The organism is Intestinimonas sp. RTP31139st1_F5_RTP31139_211217, from assembly GCF_040226735.1.
Taxonomy (GTDB): Bacteria; Bacillota; Clostridia; order Oscillospirales; family Oscillospiraceae; genus Intestinimonas; species Intestinimonas butyriciproducens.
In genome coordinates this window covers 145,645-167,363 of record NZ_JBCOAQ010000004.1, presented here as the reverse complement: position 1 = coordinate 167,363, position 21,719 = coordinate 145,645, and the positions used below count along the sequence as shown (strand labels likewise).

The 21,719-nt window shown below is 61.3% G+C and carries 18 protein-coding genes, 2 tRNA genes and 1 riboswitch; of the genes, 14 read left to right on the top strand and 6 right to left on the bottom strand.

Annotation, left to right across the window (positions count from 1 at the left end):
- The first annotated feature begins 16 nt into the window (after positions 1-16).
- Positions 17-102: riboswitch (cyclic di-GMP riboswitch) on the top strand.
- Positions 103-140: 38 nt separating this feature from the next.
- From ABUA09_RS05420 to ABUA09_RS05410, 3 genes are all read left to right on the top strand, one after another.
- Entirely contained in the window at positions 141-5,690 is a 5,550-nt protein-coding gene (locus ABUA09_RS05420; protein ID WP_033117308.1) for a Cna B-type domain-containing protein, read from the top strand.
- 218 nt (positions 5,691-5,908) lie between these two features.
- Positions 5,909-7,312, top strand: coding sequence for an MBOAT family O-acyltransferase (locus tag ABUA09_RS05415; protein WP_279203590.1), 1,404 nt, complete (start codon positions 5,909-5,911; stop codon positions 7,310-7,312).
- A gap of 14 nt (positions 7,313-7,326) precedes the next feature.
- Positions 7,327-8,481: a DHHW family protein gene (locus ABUA09_RS05410; RefSeq protein ID WP_033117310.1), complete on the top strand. Its 1,155-nt coding sequence runs from the start codon at positions 7,327-7,329 to the stop codon at positions 8,479-8,481.
- 46 nt (positions 8,482-8,527) lie between these two features.
- Here ABUA09_RS05410 and ABUA09_RS05405 read toward each other — a convergent pair whose 3' ends face one another.
- The 4 genes from ABUA09_RS05405 to ABUA09_RS05390 form a co-directional block, all read right to left on the bottom strand.
- Positions 8,528-9,112, bottom strand: coding sequence for a sugar O-acetyltransferase (locus ABUA09_RS05405; protein WP_033117311.1), 585 nt, complete (start codon positions 9,110-9,112; stop codon positions 8,528-8,530).
- A 69-nt stretch (positions 9,113-9,181) separates the two neighbouring features.
- Positions 9,182-9,448, bottom strand: coding sequence for a hypothetical protein (locus ABUA09_RS05400; RefSeq protein ID WP_033117312.1), 267 nt, complete (start codon positions 9,446-9,448; stop codon positions 9,182-9,184).
- Between the two features lie 54 nt (positions 9,449-9,502).
- The gene (locus ABUA09_RS05395) at positions 9,503-10,423 is read right to left on the bottom strand and encodes a pseudouridine-5'-phosphate glycosidase (protein ID WP_033117313.1); all 921 of its coding nucleotides are present in this window, start codon (positions 10,421-10,423) and stop codon (positions 9,503-9,505) included.
- Between the two features lie 61 nt (positions 10,424-10,484).
- A complete protein-coding gene (locus ABUA09_RS05390) occupies positions 10,485-11,567 on the bottom strand; it encodes a PfkB family carbohydrate kinase (protein WP_033117314.1) in 1,083 nt (360 codons plus the stop codon).
- Between the two features lie 144 nt (positions 11,568-11,711).
- On the opposite strand from ABUA09_RS05390, the gene ABUA09_RS05385 reads away from it, so the two are divergent.
- The 6 genes from ABUA09_RS05385 (at position 11,712) to asnS (ending at position 16,083) form a co-directional block, all read left to right on the top strand.
- A complete protein-coding gene (locus tag ABUA09_RS05385; protein ID WP_033117315.1) occupies positions 11,712-12,509 on the top strand; it encodes a hypothetical protein in 798 nt (265 codons plus the stop codon).
- A 95-nt stretch (positions 12,510-12,604) separates the two neighbouring features.
- Entirely contained in the window at positions 12,605-13,039 is a 435-nt protein-coding gene (locus ABUA09_RS05380; RefSeq protein WP_033117316.1) for a LytTR family DNA-binding domain-containing protein, read from the top strand.
- 14 nt (positions 13,040-13,053) lie between these two features.
- Complete coding sequence (locus tag ABUA09_RS05375) at positions 13,054-13,866, top strand: DUF3021 family protein (RefSeq protein WP_195614765.1); 813 nt, start codon at positions 13,054-13,056, stop codon at positions 13,864-13,866.
- Entirely contained in the window at positions 13,866-14,147 is a 282-nt protein-coding gene (locus ABUA09_RS05370) for a hypothetical protein (RefSeq protein ID WP_033117318.1), read from the top strand. Before ABUA09_RS05375 ends, ABUA09_RS05370 begins: the two co-directional genes overlap by 1 nt.
- The gene (locus ABUA09_RS05365) at positions 14,144-14,560 is read left to right on the top strand and encodes a hypothetical protein (protein ID WP_033117319.1); all 417 of its coding nucleotides are present in this window, start codon (positions 14,144-14,146) and stop codon (positions 14,558-14,560) included. Before ABUA09_RS05370 ends, ABUA09_RS05365 begins: the two co-directional genes overlap by 4 nt.
- Before the next feature lie 128 nt (positions 14,561-14,688).
- Positions 14,689-16,083: an asparagine--tRNA ligase gene (gene asnS / locus ABUA09_RS05360; RefSeq protein WP_208319397.1), complete on the top strand. Its 1,395-nt coding sequence runs from the start codon at positions 14,689-14,691 to the stop codon at positions 16,081-16,083.
- A gap of 198 nt (positions 16,084-16,281) precedes the next feature.
- On the opposite strand, the gene ABUA09_RS05355 is transcribed toward asnS, so the two are convergent.
- Together ABUA09_RS05355 and ABUA09_RS05350 are read right to left on the bottom strand one after the other, a co-directional pair.
- Positions 16,282-16,366: transfer RNA gene (locus ABUA09_RS05355), tRNA-Tyr, on the bottom strand.
- A 30-nt stretch (positions 16,367-16,396) separates the two neighbouring features.
- Positions 16,397-16,472 (bottom strand) — tRNA-Thr (locus ABUA09_RS05350).
- A 225-nt stretch (positions 16,473-16,697) separates the two neighbouring features.
- Here ABUA09_RS05350 and rpoN point away from each other — a divergent pair.
- The 5 genes from rpoN (at position 16,698) to pstA (ending at position 21,716) form a co-directional block, all read left to right on the top strand.
- Positions 16,698-18,074 (top strand): RNA polymerase factor sigma-54, encoded by a 1,377-nt coding sequence (rpoN, locus tag ABUA09_RS05345; RefSeq protein WP_227151839.1) that lies wholly within the window; start codon positions 16,698-16,700, stop codon positions 18,072-18,074.
- 58 nt (positions 18,075-18,132) lie between these two features.
- The gene (locus ABUA09_RS05340) at positions 18,133-18,783 is read left to right on the top strand and encodes an HAD family hydrolase (protein WP_349949194.1); all 651 of its coding nucleotides are present in this window, start codon (positions 18,133-18,135) and stop codon (positions 18,781-18,783) included.
- A 190-nt stretch (positions 18,784-18,973) separates the two neighbouring features.
- A complete protein-coding gene (locus ABUA09_RS05335) occupies positions 18,974-19,834 on the top strand; it encodes a phosphate ABC transporter substrate-binding protein (RefSeq protein ID WP_033117323.1) in 861 nt (286 codons plus the stop codon).
- A 186-nt stretch (positions 19,835-20,020) separates the two neighbouring features.
- A complete protein-coding gene (gene pstC / locus ABUA09_RS05330; RefSeq protein ID WP_438268279.1) occupies positions 20,021-20,857 on the top strand; it encodes a phosphate ABC transporter permease subunit PstC in 837 nt (278 codons plus the stop codon).
- Between the two features lie 4 nt (positions 20,858-20,861).
- Positions 20,862-21,716 (top strand): phosphate ABC transporter permease PstA, encoded by an 855-nt coding sequence (pstA, locus tag ABUA09_RS05325; RefSeq protein ID WP_033117325.1) that lies wholly within the window; start codon positions 20,862-20,864, stop codon positions 21,714-21,716.
- The last annotated feature ends 3 nt before the right edge of the window (positions 21,717-21,719 follow it).

The following is a 21,719-nucleotide window of genomic DNA, read 5'->3' as shown; positions in this document are numbered from 1 at the left end:
AAAGCCGACCCAGCGCACGTGAAAAAGGCAAACCGGCCGAAAGGCCGGGACGCAAAGCTCAGGAGGCTAAGGCCGCGAGGCTAGGCCAGTCCGGCTGCCGCATGGTTTCAACGCCATCTAACTGATTAGGAGGAAGAATCATGTTGGCAAACAGCAAGAAAAGAGTGTTGTCCCTGTTCCTGGCGTTCGTCATGGTATTCGGATTGCTACCGACGGCGGCGTTCGCAGCGGCCAATGACGGTCAGATCGGAAAGTATGTCGAACTGAACGCCGATGACACCATTCAGGCGGGGACAGAGACTGCAACGTCCACAAAGACGATCCAGGATCCCAACGGATACGTGATCATGAGCAAGGACATTACCGGGACTGACAAGGAAAACGAGTTCCTGGTCACCCTCAAGGTGGAGACCACGGAGCAGGAGTCCACCATGACCGCCGCCTCCGGTGCGGACGTGGTCCTGGTCTTCGACGTGTCCACCAGCATGGACTATACCACCGGCGGGACAGCGCCAGGTGGGCGGGGCTGGAAGCTTTCTAACACCCGCTGGACCGCGCTGAAGGAGGCGGCCGAGAGCTTTATTACCGGGCTGCTGGCGAACAGCAAGAACCGGGTCTCTATCGTGATCTATGGCGGGTGGAATGGCTGGTCTGGAAATCCCAAAGTCCATAAGACCATCTGCAACTGGACCAGTAACGCCCAGACGGCCATCAACACCTTTAAGAACTATGATGTGGTGTGTCAGGATTATGTCTATAAAGATGGCGTGACCAATAAGACCAGCCTGCGCAAGGCCTATCTGAACGACGACGGTACGGACTATGGCGCCACAAACTGCCAGGCCGGGTTCCGCGGTGCGTGGCAGGCGCTGAATGCCCGTCCGAATGACGCCAGTACCCAAGAAAATTCCCAGTACGTGATCTATATGTCTGACGGCGAGGCAAACGAGTACTATGATGGGTATGGCAGCGAAAGCGCCGCAAAGAGCGAGGCTGGCGTGCTGAAGACCAAATACCCGGATTCCACCCTTTACACCGTGGGCTTCGGCCTGGGCGATAACGGCAACAGCGTGATGAGCCCGAGCGGGAAGAACGGCAACAAGGCGGTGGATCGGTATTACCCGGCGGACGACGCCGACGAGCTGGAGATCGTCTACAACAACATCAACACCGCCATTACCCTGCGCAGCAAAGCCTGGGAGGTTACGGACCCCATGGGCGCCATGATCGAGTTCGGCGAGATCAAAACTGCGGTCGGCACTGCGGTTGCCCGCGAGGAGAACGGCACCCTCACCTGGACCATCCGTAAGGATACCCCCGGCGCAAGCTATGACAAGACCATGGAAGGCAAGAAGTACACCTTCCACCCCTATGAGCTCCAGTATACCATTCGTTTGAAAACTGAGAGCAGCGGCTTTGCGGCGGGAGAGTTCTATCCCACAAACAAGCAGACCAAGCTGACCTATGTATTTTCTAACGCTGAAGGCAATATTCCGGAGGATGCCGAGCTGAAGGAGGCATTCTTCAAGGTCCCCACTGTGAAGGGCTACCTGGGAAGCCTCAGCTTCCGCAAGGAAGACGGCCGCGGGACCCCCGTGACGGGCGCGCAGTTCACGCTCAACTGTACCTGCGGAGACCCTGTGCATGGCGCTGCCGCTTCCGGCACCTCTTTGAACGGCAACGTCACCATCTCTAACATCCCCTCCGGGCACACCTATACCATGGCCGAGACCGTGCCTGCGAACAGCGACTTTGACCAGTCCAAGGCCGAGACCTATACCGTCACCGTGGACTACGGCAAGGTCACCGTGACCGACAGCAAGAATACCGTCGTGTACTCCGACGCGGAGAACAAAAAGGACATGACGGTGATTAACTACTACAAGCCCCAGGACCTGCCCCTGAACCTCACCAAGACCTGGGTGCCCGAAGCCCCCGCCGGTGTGACCGAGATCACCGTCACCGTGGACCGCATCACGGGCTATGATCAGAACGATAAGCCCGTCTTTGACGGCACCGGCGCGTATCAGCATGAGATCAAGGTCACCAAGAACGGTGATACCTGGACCGGCTCCGCCAGCCTTCCCACCAGGGATATCAACGACAACACCACCATTACCTACGGCGTGGTCGGCGAGACCGGCGCCTCCGGCTATGACCTGGTGAGCGGCACCAGCATGAACCTGGTTAACGTGAGCAACGGTGAAGACACCATCCAGTTGAAGAAGATCTGGAATACGCCGGACCAGACTGGCGAAGCCGTCACCCTGCGGGTGAAGGGCTCCGACGGCTCCGTGAAGGACGTGACCCTGGACGGCACTGTGGACAGCGTGGAGACCACGGCCTGGGCGGCCACCCTCAACCTGCCCAGCTACGATGCCGAAGGCAAGATCACCTACAGCGTGGTGGAGCTGGACCGGACCGGCGCTGAGAAGAGCACCGGCGTGGTGGAACTCGCCAATGGCGCTTATACCGTGAGCATCAGCGGCGGCACTGTCACCAACACCATCCAGCAGGACTACTACGGCACCCTCTCCGGGACCAAGGTATGGAAGAATCCCGAGGGGAACTATGACGACACCGTGGAGATTTCCCTCATCGCTACCGTGGACGGGAGCGAGTACACCGTGGCCGTCGACACCATCGGCGAGCAGGACCCTGCGACCGGGAGCCGCGACTGGGGTTACAGCTTCAGCTCTCTGCCCAAGTACGCCGTGGACACCGCGGGTAACAGCGTCATCGCCGCGCTGGTCGCCGAAGGCGTAGAGCTGGAGGGCCAGAGCATCACCTACAAGGTCACCGACGGCCTGACGGACTACAACGTTACCGACGGCACCTTTGAGCAGAACCTGACCAACCAGATCAAGCCCGCCGCCGGCACCCTGTCCGTCACCAAGACCTGGGAGGACGACGGAAACAGTTACGACACCCGTCCGGTCGAGGACGTGACCCTGGTGGTCACCCGTTCCTCCAACGGTGAAACCGACCCTGCGTTTGAAAAGACCGTGACCTTCGACCCCATCTACGGCCTGGACGAGACCCCCGAGGCAGTGGCCGTGAACACCGCTACCTATACCTTTGAAGAGACGTTTGACGTCTATGACGCCGACGGAAAGCTGTACACCTACACCGTGGCCGAGCAGGGCGCTGTGACCGAGAATCAGGTCACCACCATCGCCGGCAAGGACGGCGCCGAGTACGGCGTGACCTATCCCAAGCAGAATGTCACCTTGGTCGACGGCGCCGCCGAGTTGATGGCCCTCAACACCCTGGACGGCGATCAGGTCACCATCACCGTGAGCAAGACCTGGAAGGGCCCCGGCACGGAGGCCGCCACCGGCAAGGCCACCTTCCAGGTGAAGGACGGCGATACCGTGGTCGACTCCTGTGAGCTGACCGGTGACGACAGCCACACCTTTACCCTGCCCAAGCCCGCCGCCTCCTACGATGTGGTGGAGGTCGCCGTGGAGGGCTACACCACTGACAAGACTGTCAATGATGAGAAGACCGCATACAGCTTCACCAATACCATCGGGCAGAGCACCTTCGACATCACCGGCACCAAGGCGTGGACGGGCGTTCCCGAGGGGGAGAATCTGCCTGAGACCGTCACCGTAATCCTCAACCGCAACGGCGAGAAGATTGACGAGGACGTCATCACTGCCGCCGAGGGCTGGAACTATGCGTTCGAGGGCTTGGACAAGTACGACCTGACCACCGGCAAGGAGTACGTCTACACCGTCACCGACAGCGTGGGCGGCTTTACCGCCACGGACGGCGTGAAGTCCAACGGCTACCAGCTCACCAATGCCTTTGTCCCTGATTACTGGAAGACCAGCTTTGAGGTCATCAAGGCCTGGAACGACGGCGGCAACGCCGACGGCGACCGGCCCGAGAGCATCTATGTGGGCCTGTATGCCGGCGATACCTTCCTGAAGTACGCCGAGCTGACCTCCGATACCTGGAAGCATACCTTCACCGATCTGCCCAAGTACGCCACGGACGGCAAGACCCCCATCCAGTACACCGTGAAGGAGGGCACCGTGGCTGGGGATGTGTTCACCCCCGCCGGGGCCAGCATTGAGCTGGACGGCGTGACCTACACCATCCTCATTGCCGGCGGCCAGATCACCAACACCCGCGACAGCGAGACCGGAGGCTCCACCGTCACCTACTCGGTGAGCAAGATCTGGAACGGCCCCACCAGCGCGGACGTGGCCTTCGGCCTCTTCCGGAACAGCGAGACCACACCCATCCAGACCATCACCGGCGGCGAGATGACCGCGGCCCAGGCCACCGACGCGGTTTGGAGCGCCTCCTTCGCCCCCGTCGACAAGTTTGACGGCAGCGGCAGCCGCTACACCTATACCGTGAAAGAGGGCACCGTGGCCGACGGCGTGTTCACGCCTGCCGAAGGCACCATCACCCTGGGCGGCGAGACTTACACCGTGGAGGTCCGTGAGCCCGTGGGCAACAGCTACACCTTTGTCAATACCGTGCAGGATGCGCACACCTTCAGCGTCACTGCCACCAAGACCTGGGAGAACATTGAGAACGTCACCCTGCCGGAGACCATCCAGCTCCAGTTGCTGGCCAACGACGTGAAGAGCGGCGATCCCGTGGAGGTCAAGGCTGACGCCGAGGGCAAGTGGACCCACACCTTTACTGGCCTTGCCAAGTACGACGGCGCCTATGAGCCCATCACCTACACTGTGGAAGAGGTGGGCGCTTACGACTCCACCTCTGTGGAGAGCGACGGCGTGGCCGCCGTGAGGCTGGTGAAGTACGGCAACGACTACTACGAGGTGAAGTGTGACGGCCTGAACGTCACCAACACCTACACCAGCACCGACAAGTACTGCTACCGTGTGGACCGCGTCTACAACTACTACCTGGACGACGTGCTCCAGAGTGGCAAGACCGTGACCAAGACCGGCGAGCTCCAGTCCGGCGAGGCCAATGCCTATATCACCAACCTGGACACCGACGCCTACAAGAGCCAGGACGAAATGAGCAGCTACCAGTACGTCAGCGGTACGCCCACCGTGGTGATCGCCGATGTGGAAAAGGTGGGCGTGCAGCTCGTCGAAGCCAACCATGAGTACGTCATCACCTTGGTCTACGAGCTGCGTGAGGAGTCCTCCGATCCCGGCCCTGGCCCCGGCCCCGATCCCACCACCCGCTATGATCTGGTGGTGAAGTACCTGGAGGAGGGCACCGAGGAGGTGCTGGCCAGCGAGTACTCCACCCGCAAGGCCGAGGGCAGCAGCTATGACGTGACCGCCCAGACCGAGAAGACCATCTCCGGCTACACCGTCACCGATATCACCGGCGACGATGTCATCGGCAACATGAACAGCGACAAGGAGATCATCGTCTGGTACGTCAGGGAGACGGACATCGATCCCGATCCCACGCCCCTCGATCCCACCCCCGGCGACGACGTCGACATCATCGACGACAAGACGCCTCTGGACGACGGCAGCGGTATCGCTACCGGCGACGGCGACGAAGTGACCATCGTGGACGACCCCACCGCTATGGGCAACCTGCCCCAGACCGGCACCATGGCCCGCAGCGCGGTGAATCCCACTACGACCCTCGGCCTGCTGGCCCTGAGCCTCTCCATGGCGGCAGCCGGCCTGGCCATTACCATCGGCCGCAAGAAGGAAGAGGAGTTCGAGGACTGACCTATCCCTCTCAAGGCCCACACAGCAAAAAACATTCCCCCCGCCTGGCGCGGGGGGAATGTTTTTTGCCTGTTCGGGAACTTTTGGAGGGGCGCCGCCGTCAAAGGGAAAAGACGCGGCGGCCGGAGGCCGGAACGCCGGCTGCTGTACAAAACCGGAAAAAGCGGATATAATAGAGCCCGCGACCATTCCATCCACTATGATATGAGGTGAAGCGCTTGGTTTTTTCCAGCCTCCTGTTTCTGTTTCTCTATTTGCCTGTTGTACTGCTGATCTACTATGTGACGCCCCTGCGCTGGCGGAACGGGGTGCTGCTGGTCTTCAACCTCATTTTTTATGGATGGGGAGAGCCGGTCTATATCGTCATCATGTTCCTCTCCACCGTCATCGACTACACCCACGGAATACTGGTGGGGCGGTGCAAGCGCAGAGGCGACGACCGGGGCGTCCGGCTGGCGGTGTGCTCCTCAGTGGTATTCAACCTGGCGCTGCTTTTCTTTTTCAAGTACTGGGACTTTGTCGCCGGGAGCCTGGCCGCCATTGGGCTGCCCCTCATGCCCATTTTGGGCCTGAGCCTGCCCATCGGCATCTCTTTCTACACCTTCCAGACCATGTCCTATACCATCGACGTCTACCGGGGTGACGCACCGGTCCAGCGGAATCTCATCAATTTCGGCACCTTCGTCACCCTGTTCCCCCAGCTCATCGCCGGGCCGATCATCAAGTATAAGGAGCTGGGAGATCAGATCGACCACCGGGACTACCCGGTGGAGCGGTTTGCCTCCGGCATACAGACCTTCGCGGTAGGTCTGGGCAAGAAAGTACTGCTGGCCAACAATCTGGGGCAGCTCTGGGACGCCTACAAGGCTCTGCCCGCCGCGGAGCTCACCACGGCGGGCGCCTGGCTGGGCGTGATCGCCTTCTCCCTGCAGATCTACTTCGATTTCTCCGGCTACTCCGACATGGCCGTGGGCCTGGGCAGGATGCTGGGCTTTGAGTTTACGAGGAACTTCGACTACCCCTATATCTCGCGCTCCGTCACCGAGTTCTGGAGGCGCTGGCACATATCCCTGGGGTCCTGGTTCCGGGAGTACGTGTATATCCCCATGGGGGGCAACCGGGTGTCCAGGCCCCGGCTGTGCTTCAATCTGCTGGTGGTGTGGGGCGCCACCGGCATCTGGCACGGCGCGAGCTGGAATTTCCTGCTGTGGGGGCTCTACTTCGGCGTGCTGCTCATTGTGGAAAAGCTGTGGCTGGGGCGGCGCATCGAGCGGTGGCCCGTCCCGCTCCAGCACGCCTACGCCCTGTTCCTGGTGGCGGTGAGCTGGGCCATCTTCGCCGTGGAGGACTTCTCTCAGCTGGGGCCCTATCTGGGGGCCATGTTCGGTTTCGCCGGCGGCGGCGCGTTCGACGGCGCGTTCTTCTATTATCTGCGCTCCTATCTCCCCACCCTGGTCTTGGCCTGTGCGGCTTCCACGCCCCTGGCGGCCGGGCTGTGGCGGCGGTTGCCGGAGCGGGTGTGGAAGGCTGCACTGCCGGTTCTGCTGTTGTGTGTGCTGCTGCTGTCCACCGCCTATCTGGTGGATGCCACCTACAACCCCTTCCTCTATTTCCGCTTCTAAGGAGGTGAAGAACCATGTCCAAACGATATGCCGTTTTTCTGACTGTGTTGTTCTGTGCTTTTCTGGGGGTGTTCTTCGCCGCCAACCTCATCACGCCGGACCGGACGTTTTCCCCGCAGGAAAACCGCTACCTGACCCAGCGACCCTCGCTGTCGGCGGAGGACTTCCGGATGCGCCTGCCCCTCCGGGACAGCGGCGACTTTTTTACCGGCACGTTCATGTCCGAGTTTGAGCAGTATATCACCGACCAGTTTGTGGGCAGGGACGGCTGGATCGCCGCCAAGGCCGTTGCCGAGCGGACCCTGGGAAAAGGGGAGAACAACGGCGTCTATCTGTGCGCGTCGGATACCCTTATCCCGCGCTTTGACCGGCCGGACGAAAAAAGAGTTGCGGATAACTTGAATTATGTGAACAAGTTGGTGGAAAATGTGGAGATCCCGGTGTACTTTTCCCTGATCCCGGGGAAGGTATCCCTGTGGGCGGACCGGCTCCCGGCGGGCGCGCCCAACGCCGATGAAAACGCGATCCTCAGCCAGGCGGAGGCGGCCACGCAGGCCAATTGGGTGGATATCGCCTCCGTGCTCCGGGCCCACGCCGGAGAGGAGATCTACTATCGTCTGGACCACCACTGGACCAGTCTGGGGGCCTACTACGGCTACGCTGCTCTGATGGACGCCATGGGGCTGGCGGCGGCGCCGCTGGACAGCTATCAGAGGACGACGGTGTCCACGGATTTCAACGGCACGACCTTTTCGACCTCCGGTGTGCGCTGGATGAAGCCCGATTCCATCGACATCTATGTGCCGGAGGAGGGAATCACAGCCACGACTTGGTCCGGGACACAGCCCGAGGAGGGCGTGCTTTATGACTGGCCCAAGCTGGAGGAGAAGGACAAATACGCCTTTTTCCTGGGGGGCAACAAGCCCCTGACGGTACTGGAGACCGCCCATACGGACGCGCCGAAGCTGCTGGTGGTCCGGGACTCCTACAGTGACAGTCTGGCCCCCTTCCTCACAGCGGATTTTTCGGAGGTCCATCTCTTTGACCCCAGATACAATAAGACCCCTCTCACCCAGTATATCGCGGAAAACGACATCGACCAGGTGCTGGTCCTGTACAGCGTGGCAAATTTCGTCACCGACAGCAATCTGTTCGTACTGAGCAAGTGAGTAAAAGCGCGGCAGACGCCTTTCAGGGGGCATCCGCCGCGCTTTTTTAAACCGAGTTGAGCCGCTTTTTCACGACCGCAGGGACCCCGGCGGCCAGGCTGTCGGCGGGGATATCCCGGGTGACCACGGAACCGGAGGCGATCACCGCCCGGTCTCCGATGGTGACGCCGGGATTGACGATGACCCCGGCACCCAGCCAGACCTGGTCGCCGATGGTGATGGGGCGCGCGTATTCCCCCTCATAGGGGATGTCATCCCGCCAGCAGCGGCGCTCTGCCTCCACCGGATGGGTGGCGGTGATCAGGCTGACCCGGGGACCGAACATGCACCCGTCGCCGATGGTGATGGGCGCGGAGTCCAGCATGATGCAGTCGTAATTGGCATAAAAGCCCTCGCCCACATGGATGTTGTAGCCGTAGTCGCAGCGGAAATTCGGCTCCACATAGACGTCTGTCCCCGTGGAGCCGAAAAGCTCCTTCAGCAGCGCCGTCCGCGCCGCCGCCTCTCCGAAGGGGTCCAGGCAGATGCGGCGGCACAGGGTCTGTGCCCGGCAACGGTCGGCCGCCAGGGTATGGTCTGCGGGGTCGTAGGGCAGACCGGCCAGCATTTTTTCCTTTTCCGTCATGACCATACCTCCCGGGAACAGGCGGGGAGCGGACACCGGTCCCCGCGGACGTCAACGCCTGCTTTCAAACAGGACCTACGGCTTCTCTCTCTCCTCCCGGCGTTTTTCCCGTCGCTTGTCGATCAGCGAACCCACGGCGATGCCCATGATGCCGCCGAACACGGGGCCCAGGACCGGTTCCTGGACCTTCATGCCGATGAACACACCCAAAACGGCGCCGGGCACGATCAGGATCCAGGTGAAAAAGGGGCGCTTGGCCATCTGGGACTCATCTTCGAATTTCCCAAAATAGGGGTTGTAAGGGCCGGAATGGCTCTCCCGGTCTTTTTTCTTCCGCGCCATACAGAGGACCTCCCGATGTGATTTCAGGAGTAGTGTATCATAGAGCGGGGGAAATTACAACTTGCACAGCTCGGCGGCGGTCTGCGCGGCCAGGCGGGCGTTGTTGAAGACGAGCTGGATGTTGGAGTCGAGACTGTCGCCGCCGGTGATGTCTTTGATGGTGGCCAGAAGGAAGGGGGTGGTCTCCTTGCCGTGGACACCCTGCTCCTTGGCCATGGCCACGGCCTTTTCAATGGCGGAGTTGATGACGTCGGCATCCATGGAGTACGCCTCGGGGATGGGGTTGGTAACCAGCATACCGCTGCGCATGCCCATCTCCTCACCGGCGTGGAAAGCGGCGGCCAATTCGGCGGGGGTATCGATCTCATAGTCCACGGAGAAGCCGCTCTTCCGGGTGTAGAAAGCGGGGAGCTCCTTGGTGCCGTAGCCGATCACGGGTACCCCATGGGTCTCCAGATACTCCAGGGTGAGGCCCAGGTCCAGGATGGATTTGGCGCCGGCGCACACCACCATGACGGGGGTGTTGGCCAGCTCTTCCAGATCGGCAGAGATATCCATGGTGGTCTCGGCGCCGCGGTGTACGCCGCCGATGCCCCCGGTGGCAAAGACCTTGATGCCGGCCATGTGGGCGATGATCATGGTAGTGGTGACGGTGGTGGCGCCGTCCTCGCCGCGGGCCACCAGCACGGCCAGATCCCGGCGGCTGGCCTTATTGACGGCGTGGCCCTTCTTGCCCAGATACTCGATCTCCTCGGGGGACAGACCGGCCTTCAGACGACCGCCCAGAATGGCGATGGTGGCGGGCACGGCGCCGTTCTCGCGGATGATGGCTTCGACCTTGAGAGCGGTCTCCACATTCTGCGGGTAGGGCATGCCGTGGGAGATGATGGTGGATTCCAGGGCGACGACAGGCTTGCCGGCGGCGACGGCGGCGGCCACCTCGGGGGAGACGTCGAGATACTTGTTCATAGACATTTGAATGACCTCCATAAGAAAATGAAAATTAAAATAGAAAAAGCGGAGAGAAGGGGGCGGCTCATAGTCCGGCGCGGGCTCTGACCGCTGCGGCGGTCAGTTCGGGATTGATGGTCTCGGTGCCCTCCATGGCGATAGCGGAGGCGGCAAGGCCCGCGCGGGCGGCCTCTTCCAGGCCCAGGCCCTCCAGCCAGCCCCAGGCCAAGGCGGCCATAAAGGCGTCCCCGCAGCCGGTGGTGTTCACCATCCTGGCCGGGACACAGGGGACCTTTTGGTGCCCGCCCAGGTGGTCGGCGGCATAGACGCCGTCTCCCCCCAGGCTGATGAAGACCCGGTGCAGCCCTGTGGCGAGCAGAGCGTCGGCGCAGGCGGCCAGACTCCTGTCGTCGACGATGGGGACGCCGGAGAGAAGCTCCGCCTCGATGCGGTTGGGCTTGAGCGTGTGGAGCGCGCCCAGGACCGGCGCCACCTTCACCGCCTTGGCGGTGGAGACCGGGTCCACGAAGAGGGGGGCCTTGCAGTTTGCGGCCAGCCATTGAAGGCTCTCGGCGGGGATGTTAGTGTCCGCCACCACCAGCCGGGCGTTGTTGAGGAGCTGCTCCTTGGTGGCGAGGAACCGGGGTGTCAAATGGTCGTAGATCTCCATATCGGATACGGCCAGCTCCATATCCCCCTTGTCGTTGGTGATAAAGAGATAAGTGGAGGTGGTCCCGCCGGGCACCTGCAGAGAGGGGCCCAGGTCAATGCCCAGTTCAATGCAGGAGGTGGTGATCTTCTGGGCGTTCATATCGTCGCCCAGAGCGGTAATCATGCGCACGTCCAGGCCCAGAAGGGCCATGTTATGGGCGATGTTTCGTCCCACACCGCCCAGGGACATGCGCACTCTGCCGGGATTGGAGTCCTGGCCCACCAGCGGAGCGTAGGGCGTGCCGCCGATGTCCATGTTCACCCCGCCCACCACCACGGCGTATGGGGCGGTGCGGATGATGTAGCCTTTGCCGTCGATATAGCCCTTTTTCATCAGGTTGGAGATGTGGACCGCTACCGACGAGCGGGTGATCCCCGCCCGGTCCGCCAGCTCCTGCTGGGAGATGAGGGGATTTTCCTGGATCCATTGCAGGATCTGGGCCTCCCGCTGGGTCATGGTCTCGCCTCCTAAGCAATAATTTATTTTGTAATCATATGCTTAGTTTACTCGCTTCGGACGAAATGTCAAGAGGGAATTTTCCCAGGGCGGAACAAGAGCGGCGATGGCGCCGTCTAAAAGAAAAAAGGAGGTCGATTCTATATGGGGAAAAGAACCTGGATGGCGCTGGCGCTGAGCCTGGCGCTGCTCGCCGGCTGCGGATACCGGACCATGCCGGCGCAGGGGGAGGAGCCCGCGCCGGGGGGCGCCTCTTCCGCTGTGGAGACCGCTCCGGGCGGGGAGACCGCCATGCCCGCCCAGACCCCGGAGGAAGGCGTGCGCGCCGTCTGCCGGGTGGTGGACGGCGGCGCGGAGGGCGCCCTGATCCTGGCGGGGGAAGAGGCCGGTGAGGTGTATACCCTGGACGTCTCCGCTCTGGGACTGGAAGAGCCCCTGGCCGACGGCATGATGGTGGAGATTCTGTATGACGGGATGATCCTGGAGACTTGGCCCGCCCAGTTCGCCAATGTCCTTGCCGTGCGCCCGGCGGAGGGAGCTGCCGCCGACGACCGCTGTGGGCTCTGCCTCCAGGTGCTGGCGGACCTGTGGGAGGTGGACGCGGGCCTCAACGAGGATATCACCCAGCTGGGCGTGGACCTCTCGGGCTTTACCGGCCTGACTGAAGGGGAGAAGGCGGCCGTGGCTTACGCCTTCGGCATGGAGCACGACATCCTGCCGGTCATGGGCACCTGGGAGGAGTTGGCCGAACAGGGCTATATCGACAGGGAAAACCTCTATTGGGAGGACGGGTGCCTCTTCTCCATCACCGGAGAGACCGGAAAGTTCGACGCGCAAAAGTGGCGTTCGGGCCTGGGGGCCTATTTCTTCCTGGACTGCACCGCCTCCATGGAACAGGACGGGACCTGGACCTACACGGTCGGAGGCGAGGCCATCGCCTGAGCCGAATATCACGGCAGAGAGGCCGTCTGTCCCCAAACAGTGGACAGACGGCCTCTTTTTACTTTATACTGGGAAATAGAAAGGGGGAGGGGGCGTTGCGGGTAGAGGTCCATATCGATCCTGATTGCCGGGAGCCGCGGGTGACCATCACGGCCCCCGTCCTCACCGACGAGATCCGTGATCTGGCCGCTCGGCTGGAGGGCGGCGGAGGGCTCACGGGCTGGCGGGGCGAGACCGCCGTGCCTCTGCGGGAGGAGGCGATCCTCCGATGCTTTGCCCAGGATAAGGGGGTGAAGGCCCAGACGGCGGAGGGCGTGTACGATCTGCGGGAACGGCTCTATGAGCTGGAGGCCAGGCTGGACCGCCACACCTTTGTTCGGATCTCCCATTCGGAGATTGTCAATCTGCGGAAGGTCACGGCTCTGGATCTGTCCCTCACGGGCACGATCAAAATGACCCTGGCGGAAGGAGTCGTGTGCTATGTCTCCCGGCGGTATGTCAAGAAGATCAAAGAAGCGTTGGAGCTCTGAAAGGGGGAGGTCTCATGTCTGCCGGACAAAAAAGTTGGATCGTCCGCATTCTGGCGGGCGGTTTGGCAGGGGCGGGCCTGGCAGGGGCCGGCTATCGGCCTCTGTTTATCGGCGGGTTCTCCGCGCCGCCCCTTTGCGGGGCACTGATACAGAGTTGCGGCATCCTGGGGGCTGTCGCCGTCACCCTGGCCCTTTTCTTCGCCTTTGGGGCGGCGGTGGGGGTGGCCACCCTGCCCTTTGAGGGCGAGGGGCGGAGCGTGCTCCTCCGCTCCGGACTCCACTTTTTAGTCACCGCCGGGCTCCTCGGGGCCATACTGCGGGTGTGCCTTGGTGTGGCGTGGAGATACCTCCCCGGGTGGCTGGCTCTGCTGGGGGCCATCTACCTGGTGGTCTGGCTGGGCAGGTGGGTGGGGTGGTACGCCGATGTGCGGCAGCTCCGCTCCGCCCTGGGGCTGGAGGCCGGCCCATCCCCCCTGCGGTGGAGGGAGAGCCTGCCCTATCTGCCTGTCCTGCTGCTGGTCAACGCCGTCCTGCCTGCGGTGCTGGCCCTGCTGGACGCCCCCGACGTGCCAGTGCTGCGGGCACTGCTGATCCCCTGTCTGCTGCTCCCCCTGGGGGGCTTTTTCCCCGCGCTCTCACTGGGCAAGCGGCAGGGTGTGTGCCTGCTCTATCCGGCGGCGAGCCTGCTGATCTTCCTGCCCGCGTCCCTGTGGGTCTACGGGGGACAGCGGATTCCCCTCTTTTGGGGGATCGCGCTGGCGTGCCCCCTGGCGGGAAATTTGGTTGGGGCCGCCTGGCGGCGGCGAAAAGAGAGGAGGCGACCCTAATGGAATGGCTGCTGTTGATTGCGTTTGCACCGCTGCTTCTGATGCTGTCGCTCCAGCTCTTGCTCCTGCGCTTCACCAGAAGACGGGCGAGGTGTCTGCGCTGGGTCCCTCTTCTCCTGCTGTCCGTGCCTCTTTGGGGTGCGGTGGCGTGCTGGCTGGATGGGGGCTGGTTCTGGCAGCTTGGGGTCGCCCTTTTTCTGGGGATCGGCGCCTCGGCACTGACCGGCTGGGGCCTTGCATGGGGGGTGTGCGCACTGCGCCGGAGGAAGGGGGCACCATGAATACGGCCGCAGGAGTGTGCCTCTGGCTGTGCGGCGCGGCGGCCGTCACGGGGCTGACCGTCCTCTGCAACGCGGGAGGTGCCTGGATGGGGGGGCCGGCGGGGCATGGGAGCGCATTGGCCACGGGAGGTTATCTCATTTTCTGGGCGGTTTTTACCTTCCTGAGCGGAACTGAGGGCGGACGGCCCCTCCTGCAGAGGATTCTCTTGATCGCGGGAGTGGTCCATCTGGTTTCCGCCGCCGCAGGGTTGCTGATGAGATGGGGGATACTCAGTATTTTGGCGCTGCCGCTGGCGCTTCCCGCCGCCGTCGTATTTTATGGCCTGCGGGCCTGGATGGGATGGACGGAACTCTACGGGACGGCGGCGCTGCTCTCCCTGCTGTGGGTATGCTGGGGAAGGGCCAGAAGATAGCTGCCCGCGCTGAAAGGCGCTGACGATGTTCAAACAAACCCTAGAAATCCCTTGTAAAATTCCGTTGGAGTCCGTATAATAGAGGGTACTGTGGAAGCCTACAACGACGTAGAGAGAGGAAGTACCCAATGGAACGCACAAAGATCGCGCAGATTTTCGCGGATCAGGAGGCATTCGGCGGCAAGGAAGTCGCCGTGTCCGGCTGGGCCCGCACGATCCGGGACATGAAGACCTTCGGCTTTATTGAGCTCAACGACGGCTCCTGCTTCAAAAATTTGCAGGTCGTTATGGATGCCGCCGCCCTGGAGAATTATAAAGAGATCGCCGGACAAAACGTGGGCGCCGCCCTGTCCGTCACCGGCACCGTGGTTCTGACCCCCGAGGCGAAACAGCCCCTGGAGATCAAGGCCGCCGCCATCTCGGTGGAAGGTGCCTCCACACCGGACTATCCCCTCCAGAAGAAGCGGCACAGCGTGGAGTATCTGAGGACCATACAGCATCTTCGGCCCCGGACCAACCTCTTTTCCGCCGCCTTCCGGGTGCGCTCCATGGCCGCCCACGCCATCCATACCTTCTTCCAGGACCGGGGCTTTGTCTATGTGCACACGCCCATCATCACCGCCTCTGACTGTGAGGGCGCGGGGGAGATGTTCCGGGTCACCACGCTGGACATGGATCACCTCCCCAGAACAGAGGACGGGGCCGTGGATTACAGCCAGGACTTTTTCGGCAAGCCCGCCAATCTCACTGTGTCCGGACAGTTGAACGCGGAAAATTTCGCCATGGCTTTCGGAGACGTATACACCTTCGGCCCCACCTTCCGCGCCGAGAAGTCCAACACCACCCGTCACGCCGCCGAGTTCTGGATGATCGAGCCGGAGATGGCGTTCTGCGACCTGGCGGGAGATATGGATGTGGCGGAGGCCATGATCAAATTTGTCATCCGCACGGTGATGGAGAAATGCCCCGATGAGATGAATTTCTTCCAATCCTTTGTGGATAAGGGCCTGAAGGAGCGGCTGGAGCATGTGGCTTCCTCCGACTTCGGACGGGTGACCTACACCGAGGCGGTGGAGCTCCTGAAGCGGTCCGGCCACAAGTTTGACTACCCTGTGGACTGGGGCTGCGATCTTCAGACCGAGCACGAGCGGTATCTCACCGAGCAGGTGTTCCAAAAGCCGGTCTTTGTAACGGACTACCCCAAGGAGATCAAGGCTTTCTATATGCGCCTCAACGACGACGGGAAGACGGTGGCGGCTGCCGACTGCCTTGTGCCCGGCATCGGCGAGATCATCGGCGGCTCCCAGCGTGAGGAGCGGCTGGATGTGCTGGAGAACCGGATCCGGGAGCTGGGCATGGACCCCAAGGACTACTGGTGGTATCTGGACCTGCGCCGTTATGGCGGCTGCAAGCACGCGGGGTTCGGCCTGGGCTTTGAGCGGATGGTCATGTATCTCACCGGTGTGGGCAATATCCGCGACGTCCTGCCCCATCCCCGCACCGTGGGCAGCGCGGACTTTTAAAGAACGTGAAAATAATCATCCACCGGCAAAGCCGGTGGATGATTATTTTCACCTTTCTCTCGAGCCGTGCCCCGGGAGGGGGTGGCGTTCCCTGTACCCAATATTTTGGGATTCATCGTGTTCTGTCGCGTGATTATGGGTGACAAACGCAGGCATAAAAAACCCTCGCATCCTTTGGGATGCAAGGGTTTTCCTTACTGGTGGAGGAGGATGGATTCGAACCATCGAAGTCGACGACAACAGATTTACAGTCTGCCCCCTTTGGCCACTCGGGAACTCCTCCATATGCAGTTGACGCCTTTCAAACAGACGATGGAGCTGGTGGACGGATTCGAACCCCCGACCTGCTGATTACAAATCAGCTGCTCTACCAGCTGAGCTACACCAGCGTATCGGACACTATAGCTCGTCCGCAGCGACGTTTATTCTATCAGATGGAAGGGAGATTGTCAACAGGGAATCCGGGAAAAGCACCAACTTTTTTATGCGTGCTCAAAAAATTCTACAAGCAAAGATCATGCCAAATTGGAGATAGACGATTGTAATTCTGCATCGAATTGTGTTATACTTTTGAACGGAAGAGAGTGAAGTATAATTGGTAAGGGGGACGGACGATGGAACTGAATATGTCGATGAAACAGACCCAGACCCTGTCGCCTCAAATGATGCAATCGATGGAGATACTCCAGATGGGCTCCCAGGAGCTTCTGGAGTACATCGAAAATCAGGTGCAGGAAAACCCGGTCCTGGAGATGGAGGAAAAATACGCAGGCAAGGATGAGGGCGTAGACTTGCAGCGAAAACTGGAGTGGCTGGAGTCCACGGATGCGCAAAACCGGGTCTATCACCAACAGGACAGTGAGGATGACGGGACGGACCCCGTCTCCAATTACGGGAACGCGGATGAGACGGAGGAAAACCTCTATCTCTACGTGCTCTCTCAACTGGAGCTGCTGGACCTGGAGCCGGAGCTCCTGGAGGCGGGGCGTTTTTTAGTGGAGTCCCTGAACCAGAACGGCTGGCTGGACGAGCCGCTGGAGGACCTGGCAGTACAGATGGAGAAGCCCCTGGATTTGGCGGCACGGGCGCTGGAGATCGTTCAGAGCCTGGAACCGGCGGGGGTGGGGGCGAGGACCCTCTCGGAATGTCTGGTGCTCCAGCTCAACCGCCGCGAGGACAGCGGACTGGCAATCCGGATCGCCCAGGACTATCTGGACCCCCTCAGCAAGAATCGATACGGCTTCATCGCCAAGGCCCTCGGGGCCACGCAGGAACAGGTCTATGCGGCCTGTGAGCTGATCCGGTCGCTGAATCCCAGGCCGGGCGGCGGGTTTGCCGCCCGAGAAAACCTCATTTACATCAATCCGGATATTTTTGTCGTCAACTTTCCGGATCACTTCGAGTTGCTGACCAACGACTACTTTTTCCCCACCCTCAATGTGAGCTCCTATTATTGCAGGATGCTCAGGGACAGCAAAGACGACGAGGTGAAGGATTACCTGGTGAACAAGGTCCGGCAGGCCAAATGGGTGGTGCGGAGCATTGAGCAGCGGCGTTCCACTCTGATGCAGTGCGCGGAGGTTATGCTGGACCTGCAGGAGGACTTTTTCCGCCACGGCCCCGGCCACCTCAAACCTATGTCGCTGGCCGATATCGCGCAGCGGGTGGGGGTGCACGAGTCTACGGTGAGCCGCACGGTAAAGGACAAATACCTCCAGTGCTCCAGCGGCGTCTATCCTCTGAGCTACTTTTTCTCCCGCAGCCTGGGCGGCGGTGTGGTCGGCGGCCCGGGCGACGCCTCTTCTCCCGATACCGCCAAGGCGATGCTCAAAAAGCTTATCACGGAGGAGGACAAACACAAACCTCTCTCCGATCAGAAGCTGTGTGAACTCATGGCGAAGGACGGGTGCGAGATCTCCCGCCGCACGGTGGCCAAATATCGGGATGAGCTGGGGATTCCTAGCACTACGGGCAGAAAGCAATACGAATGAAAAGGACGCCGGGCGGCCCAGCCGAGCCGCCCGCGATTTATGCACCGGAGGAACAGGCATGGATTATAAGGCCGTCATTTTTGACTTTGACTATACACTGGGCGACGCCACCGACGCTATTTTTGCGGGGTTCCGGCACGGATTTTCGGTGATGGGGTACCCGGAGCCGGACCGGGAGACGGTGCGGCACACCGTGGGTATGCTGCTGGAGGACGCCTATACGCAGCTCACAGGGGATGCCACGGAGCAGGGAAGAGCGGCGTTTCGGGCGCAGTTTTCCTCCGTGGCGCGGCCCATGCAGGCGGCGGGCACGCCCCTGTGTGAGGGTGCGGAAGCGCTTTTGCACGCGCTGCGGGCAGCGGGGGTCGCCACCGCCGTGGTGAGCACCAAGCATACGGAGACCCTGGAGAGTATTTTTGCCCAGCACGGGCTGTTGGACGTATTCTCCTTTGTGATCGGCGGGGACAAGGTCCGCCGCCCCAAGCCGGACCCGGAGGGGCTCAACACTGCTGTGGAGCGGCTGGGCCTGGTCCCGGAGCAGGTGCTCTACTGCGGGGATACCGTCATCGACGCCGGGACCGCGGACAACGCCGGGACGGATTTCTGCGCGGTCCTCAACGGGACGACGCCGGCCGCCGCCTTTGCGGCGTTTCCCCACGTCCATATCGCGCCGGACCTGCCCGACCTGAGACGGTTTCTGGGCCTGTAAGAGGACTTTACACAGAATGTAAAATTGTAAAACGCCGCCTCTGTTTCTTACGGAGACGGCGTTTTTTGCTGATTTTCGGGCAAAATAGGCTTTACGAAGAGTTTACACAGAGAAGAAAGCGGACTTTACAAAGGGCCGGTATACTGAAAGCAGTTCCGAGAAACCTATATGGATTGGAGAATGAAAAACAATGAAGAAATCGCTTGCAATGCTGCTCTCCCTGACCCTGTGCGCGGGCCTCTTCGCGGGCTGCTCCAACAGCGACAGCGGCACCCCCTCTGCTGAGCCCACTCAGACCTCTTCCGAGCCGGCCAAGCTCTCCGGCAATGTGGCCACCGACGGCTCGACTTCCATGGAGAAGATCATCGGCTCCCTGGGCGAGGCCTTTACGGAGATGAACCCCGACGTGAACTTTACCTACAACCCCACCGGCTCCGGCACCGGCATCCAGGCCGCCATCGACGGCACCTGTGACATCGGCCTCTCCAGCCGCGCCCTGAAGGACGAGGAGAAGGCCACCCTCACCGAGACCATTGTGGCCCTGGACGGCATCGCCATCATCGTCAATCCCGCCAATCCTGTGAGCGACCTCAGCGTGGAGCAGATCGCCCAGATCTACACCGGCGAGATTACCAACTGGAAGGACGTGGGCGGTGACGACCTGGAGATCTCCCGCATTGGCCGTGAGGCCGGGTCCGGCACCCGGGACGGCTTCGAGACGATCACCGACACCAAGGAAGCCTGCAAGTACAACCAGGAGCTGACCTCCACCGGCGATGTGATCACCACTGTGGCCGGCAACCCCAACGCCATCGGCTACGCCTCCCTCTCCGCTGTGAAGGACAGTGTCAAGGCTCTGACTGTGGGCGGCGTGGCCCCCTCTGAAGAGACCGTGTTGGACGGCACCTACACCATTCAGCGCCCCTTCGTCCTGGCCACCCGCACCGGCGAGGCCCTCAGCGAAGCCGCTCAGGCCTTCTTCGATTTCGCCACCAGCGCCGATGCCAATGAGATCATTGCTGCCGCCGGTGCGGTGCCTGTTGCAAAGTAAGAAAGCCCCCCTCCTCCCCCTCTTCGACAGCACCCAGGAAAAACTCCCGTGCCGATCCGCGGAACACCCGGCCGGGGGTTTTTTCTAAGGGACAATGTAAAGTTTGTAAATGACAGATAAAAACTTCGGGAAAGGTCTGGACGCGATATGAAACACAGCGGCGCCCATAATGCCTTGGAACAGACGATGCACCTGGTCTTCCTGCTCTTCGGCGTCGTCACCATCGGCTTTGTCCTGCTTATCAGTATTTATCTCATCGCCGCGGGCCTGCCCGCCATCCGGGAGATCGGCCTGGTGGACTTCCTCTTCGGCAAAACTTGGGCTTCCACGGCGGCGGAGCCCAAGTTTGGGATTCTCCCCTTCATTCTCACATCGATTTACGGCACTGCGGGAGCCATCCTCATCGGTGTTCCCGTGGGCTTTATGACGGCGGTATTTCTCGCCAAGGTGGCCCCCAGATCGCTGGCAGGGCTGGTCCGCCCCGCCGTGGACCTGCTGGCGGGCATTCCCTCGGTGGTCTACGGCCTGGTGGGCATGATCATTTTGGTGCCTGCCATTCGTACGGCCTTCGGCCTGGCCGACGGCGCCTGTCTCCTGGCGGCCATTGTGGTGCTAGCCATTATGATCCTGCCCTCCATCATCTCTGTCTCCGAGACCGCGCTCAACGCTGTGCCCAAGGAATACGAGGAGGCGTCTCTGGCGCTGGGCGCCGCGGAGATCGAGACCTATTTCCGGGTCTCCGTCCCGGCGGCCAAGAGCGGCATCGCCGCCTCCATCGTCCTGGGCATCGGCCGGGCCATCGGCGAAGCCATGGCCGTCATGATGGTGGCCGGCAACGTGGCCAATATGCCCTCCCTCTTCCAGAGCGTCCGGTTCCTTACCACCGCCGTGGCCAGCGAGATGTCCTACTCCTCGGGGCTTCAGCGGCAGGCGCTCTTTTCCATCGCCCTGGTGCTCTTCCTATTCATTATGCTCATCAATGTCACCCTCAACGCGCTCCTGAAGCGGAACAAGGAGAAGTAAGAACATGGATATGGAAAAGCTCTCCGGCGCACGAAAGCTCTATGACAAGACCCTGCGCTGCCTGCTCTATCTCTGCGCCTTTCTCACCTGTGCCCTGCTGGTGTTCATGATCGGCTATATCTTCTACCGGGGCCTTCCCCATGTGACATGGAACCTCATCTCTACCAAGCCCAGCTACCTGTCGGACAACATCGGCATTCTGCCCGATATCCTCAATACGCTCTATATTGTCATCGCCACGCTGGTGATCGTGCTGCCTCTGGGCGTGGGCGCCGCCATTTACCTCACCGAGTACGCCCGGAACCGAAAGCTGGTGACCGTCATTGAATTTGCCACCGAGACCCTCACCGGCATCCCCTCCATCATCTACGGACTGGTGGGCATGCTCATCTTCACCCCCCTGCTGGGCAAAAGTCTGCTGGCGGGCGCGCTTACGCTGGTCATCATGACCCTGCCCACCATCGTGCGTACCACCCAGGAATCCCTGAAAACCGTGCCCGCCTCCTATCGGGAGGGGGCGCTGGGCCTGGGGAGCGGAAAGTGGCATATGATCCGTACCATCGTGCTGCCCTGCTCCATTGACGGCATCGTTACCGGCTGTATCCTGGCCATCGGACGTATCGTGGGCGAATCCGCCGCCCTTCTCTTTACCGCCGGCTTCGCCCATGCCCTCAACGGCTTCTTCACCGGGCTCACCAGCTCCGGCGCCACACTGACCGTGGCCCTTTACGTCTATGCCAAGGAACAGGGGGAATTTGAGGTGGCTTTTGCCATCGCCGCCATCCTTATGATTCTCACCCTCATCATCAATCTCTCCGCCAATTTTGTGGGCAAAAAGCTCAAGCGGCGGCAGGGATAGGAG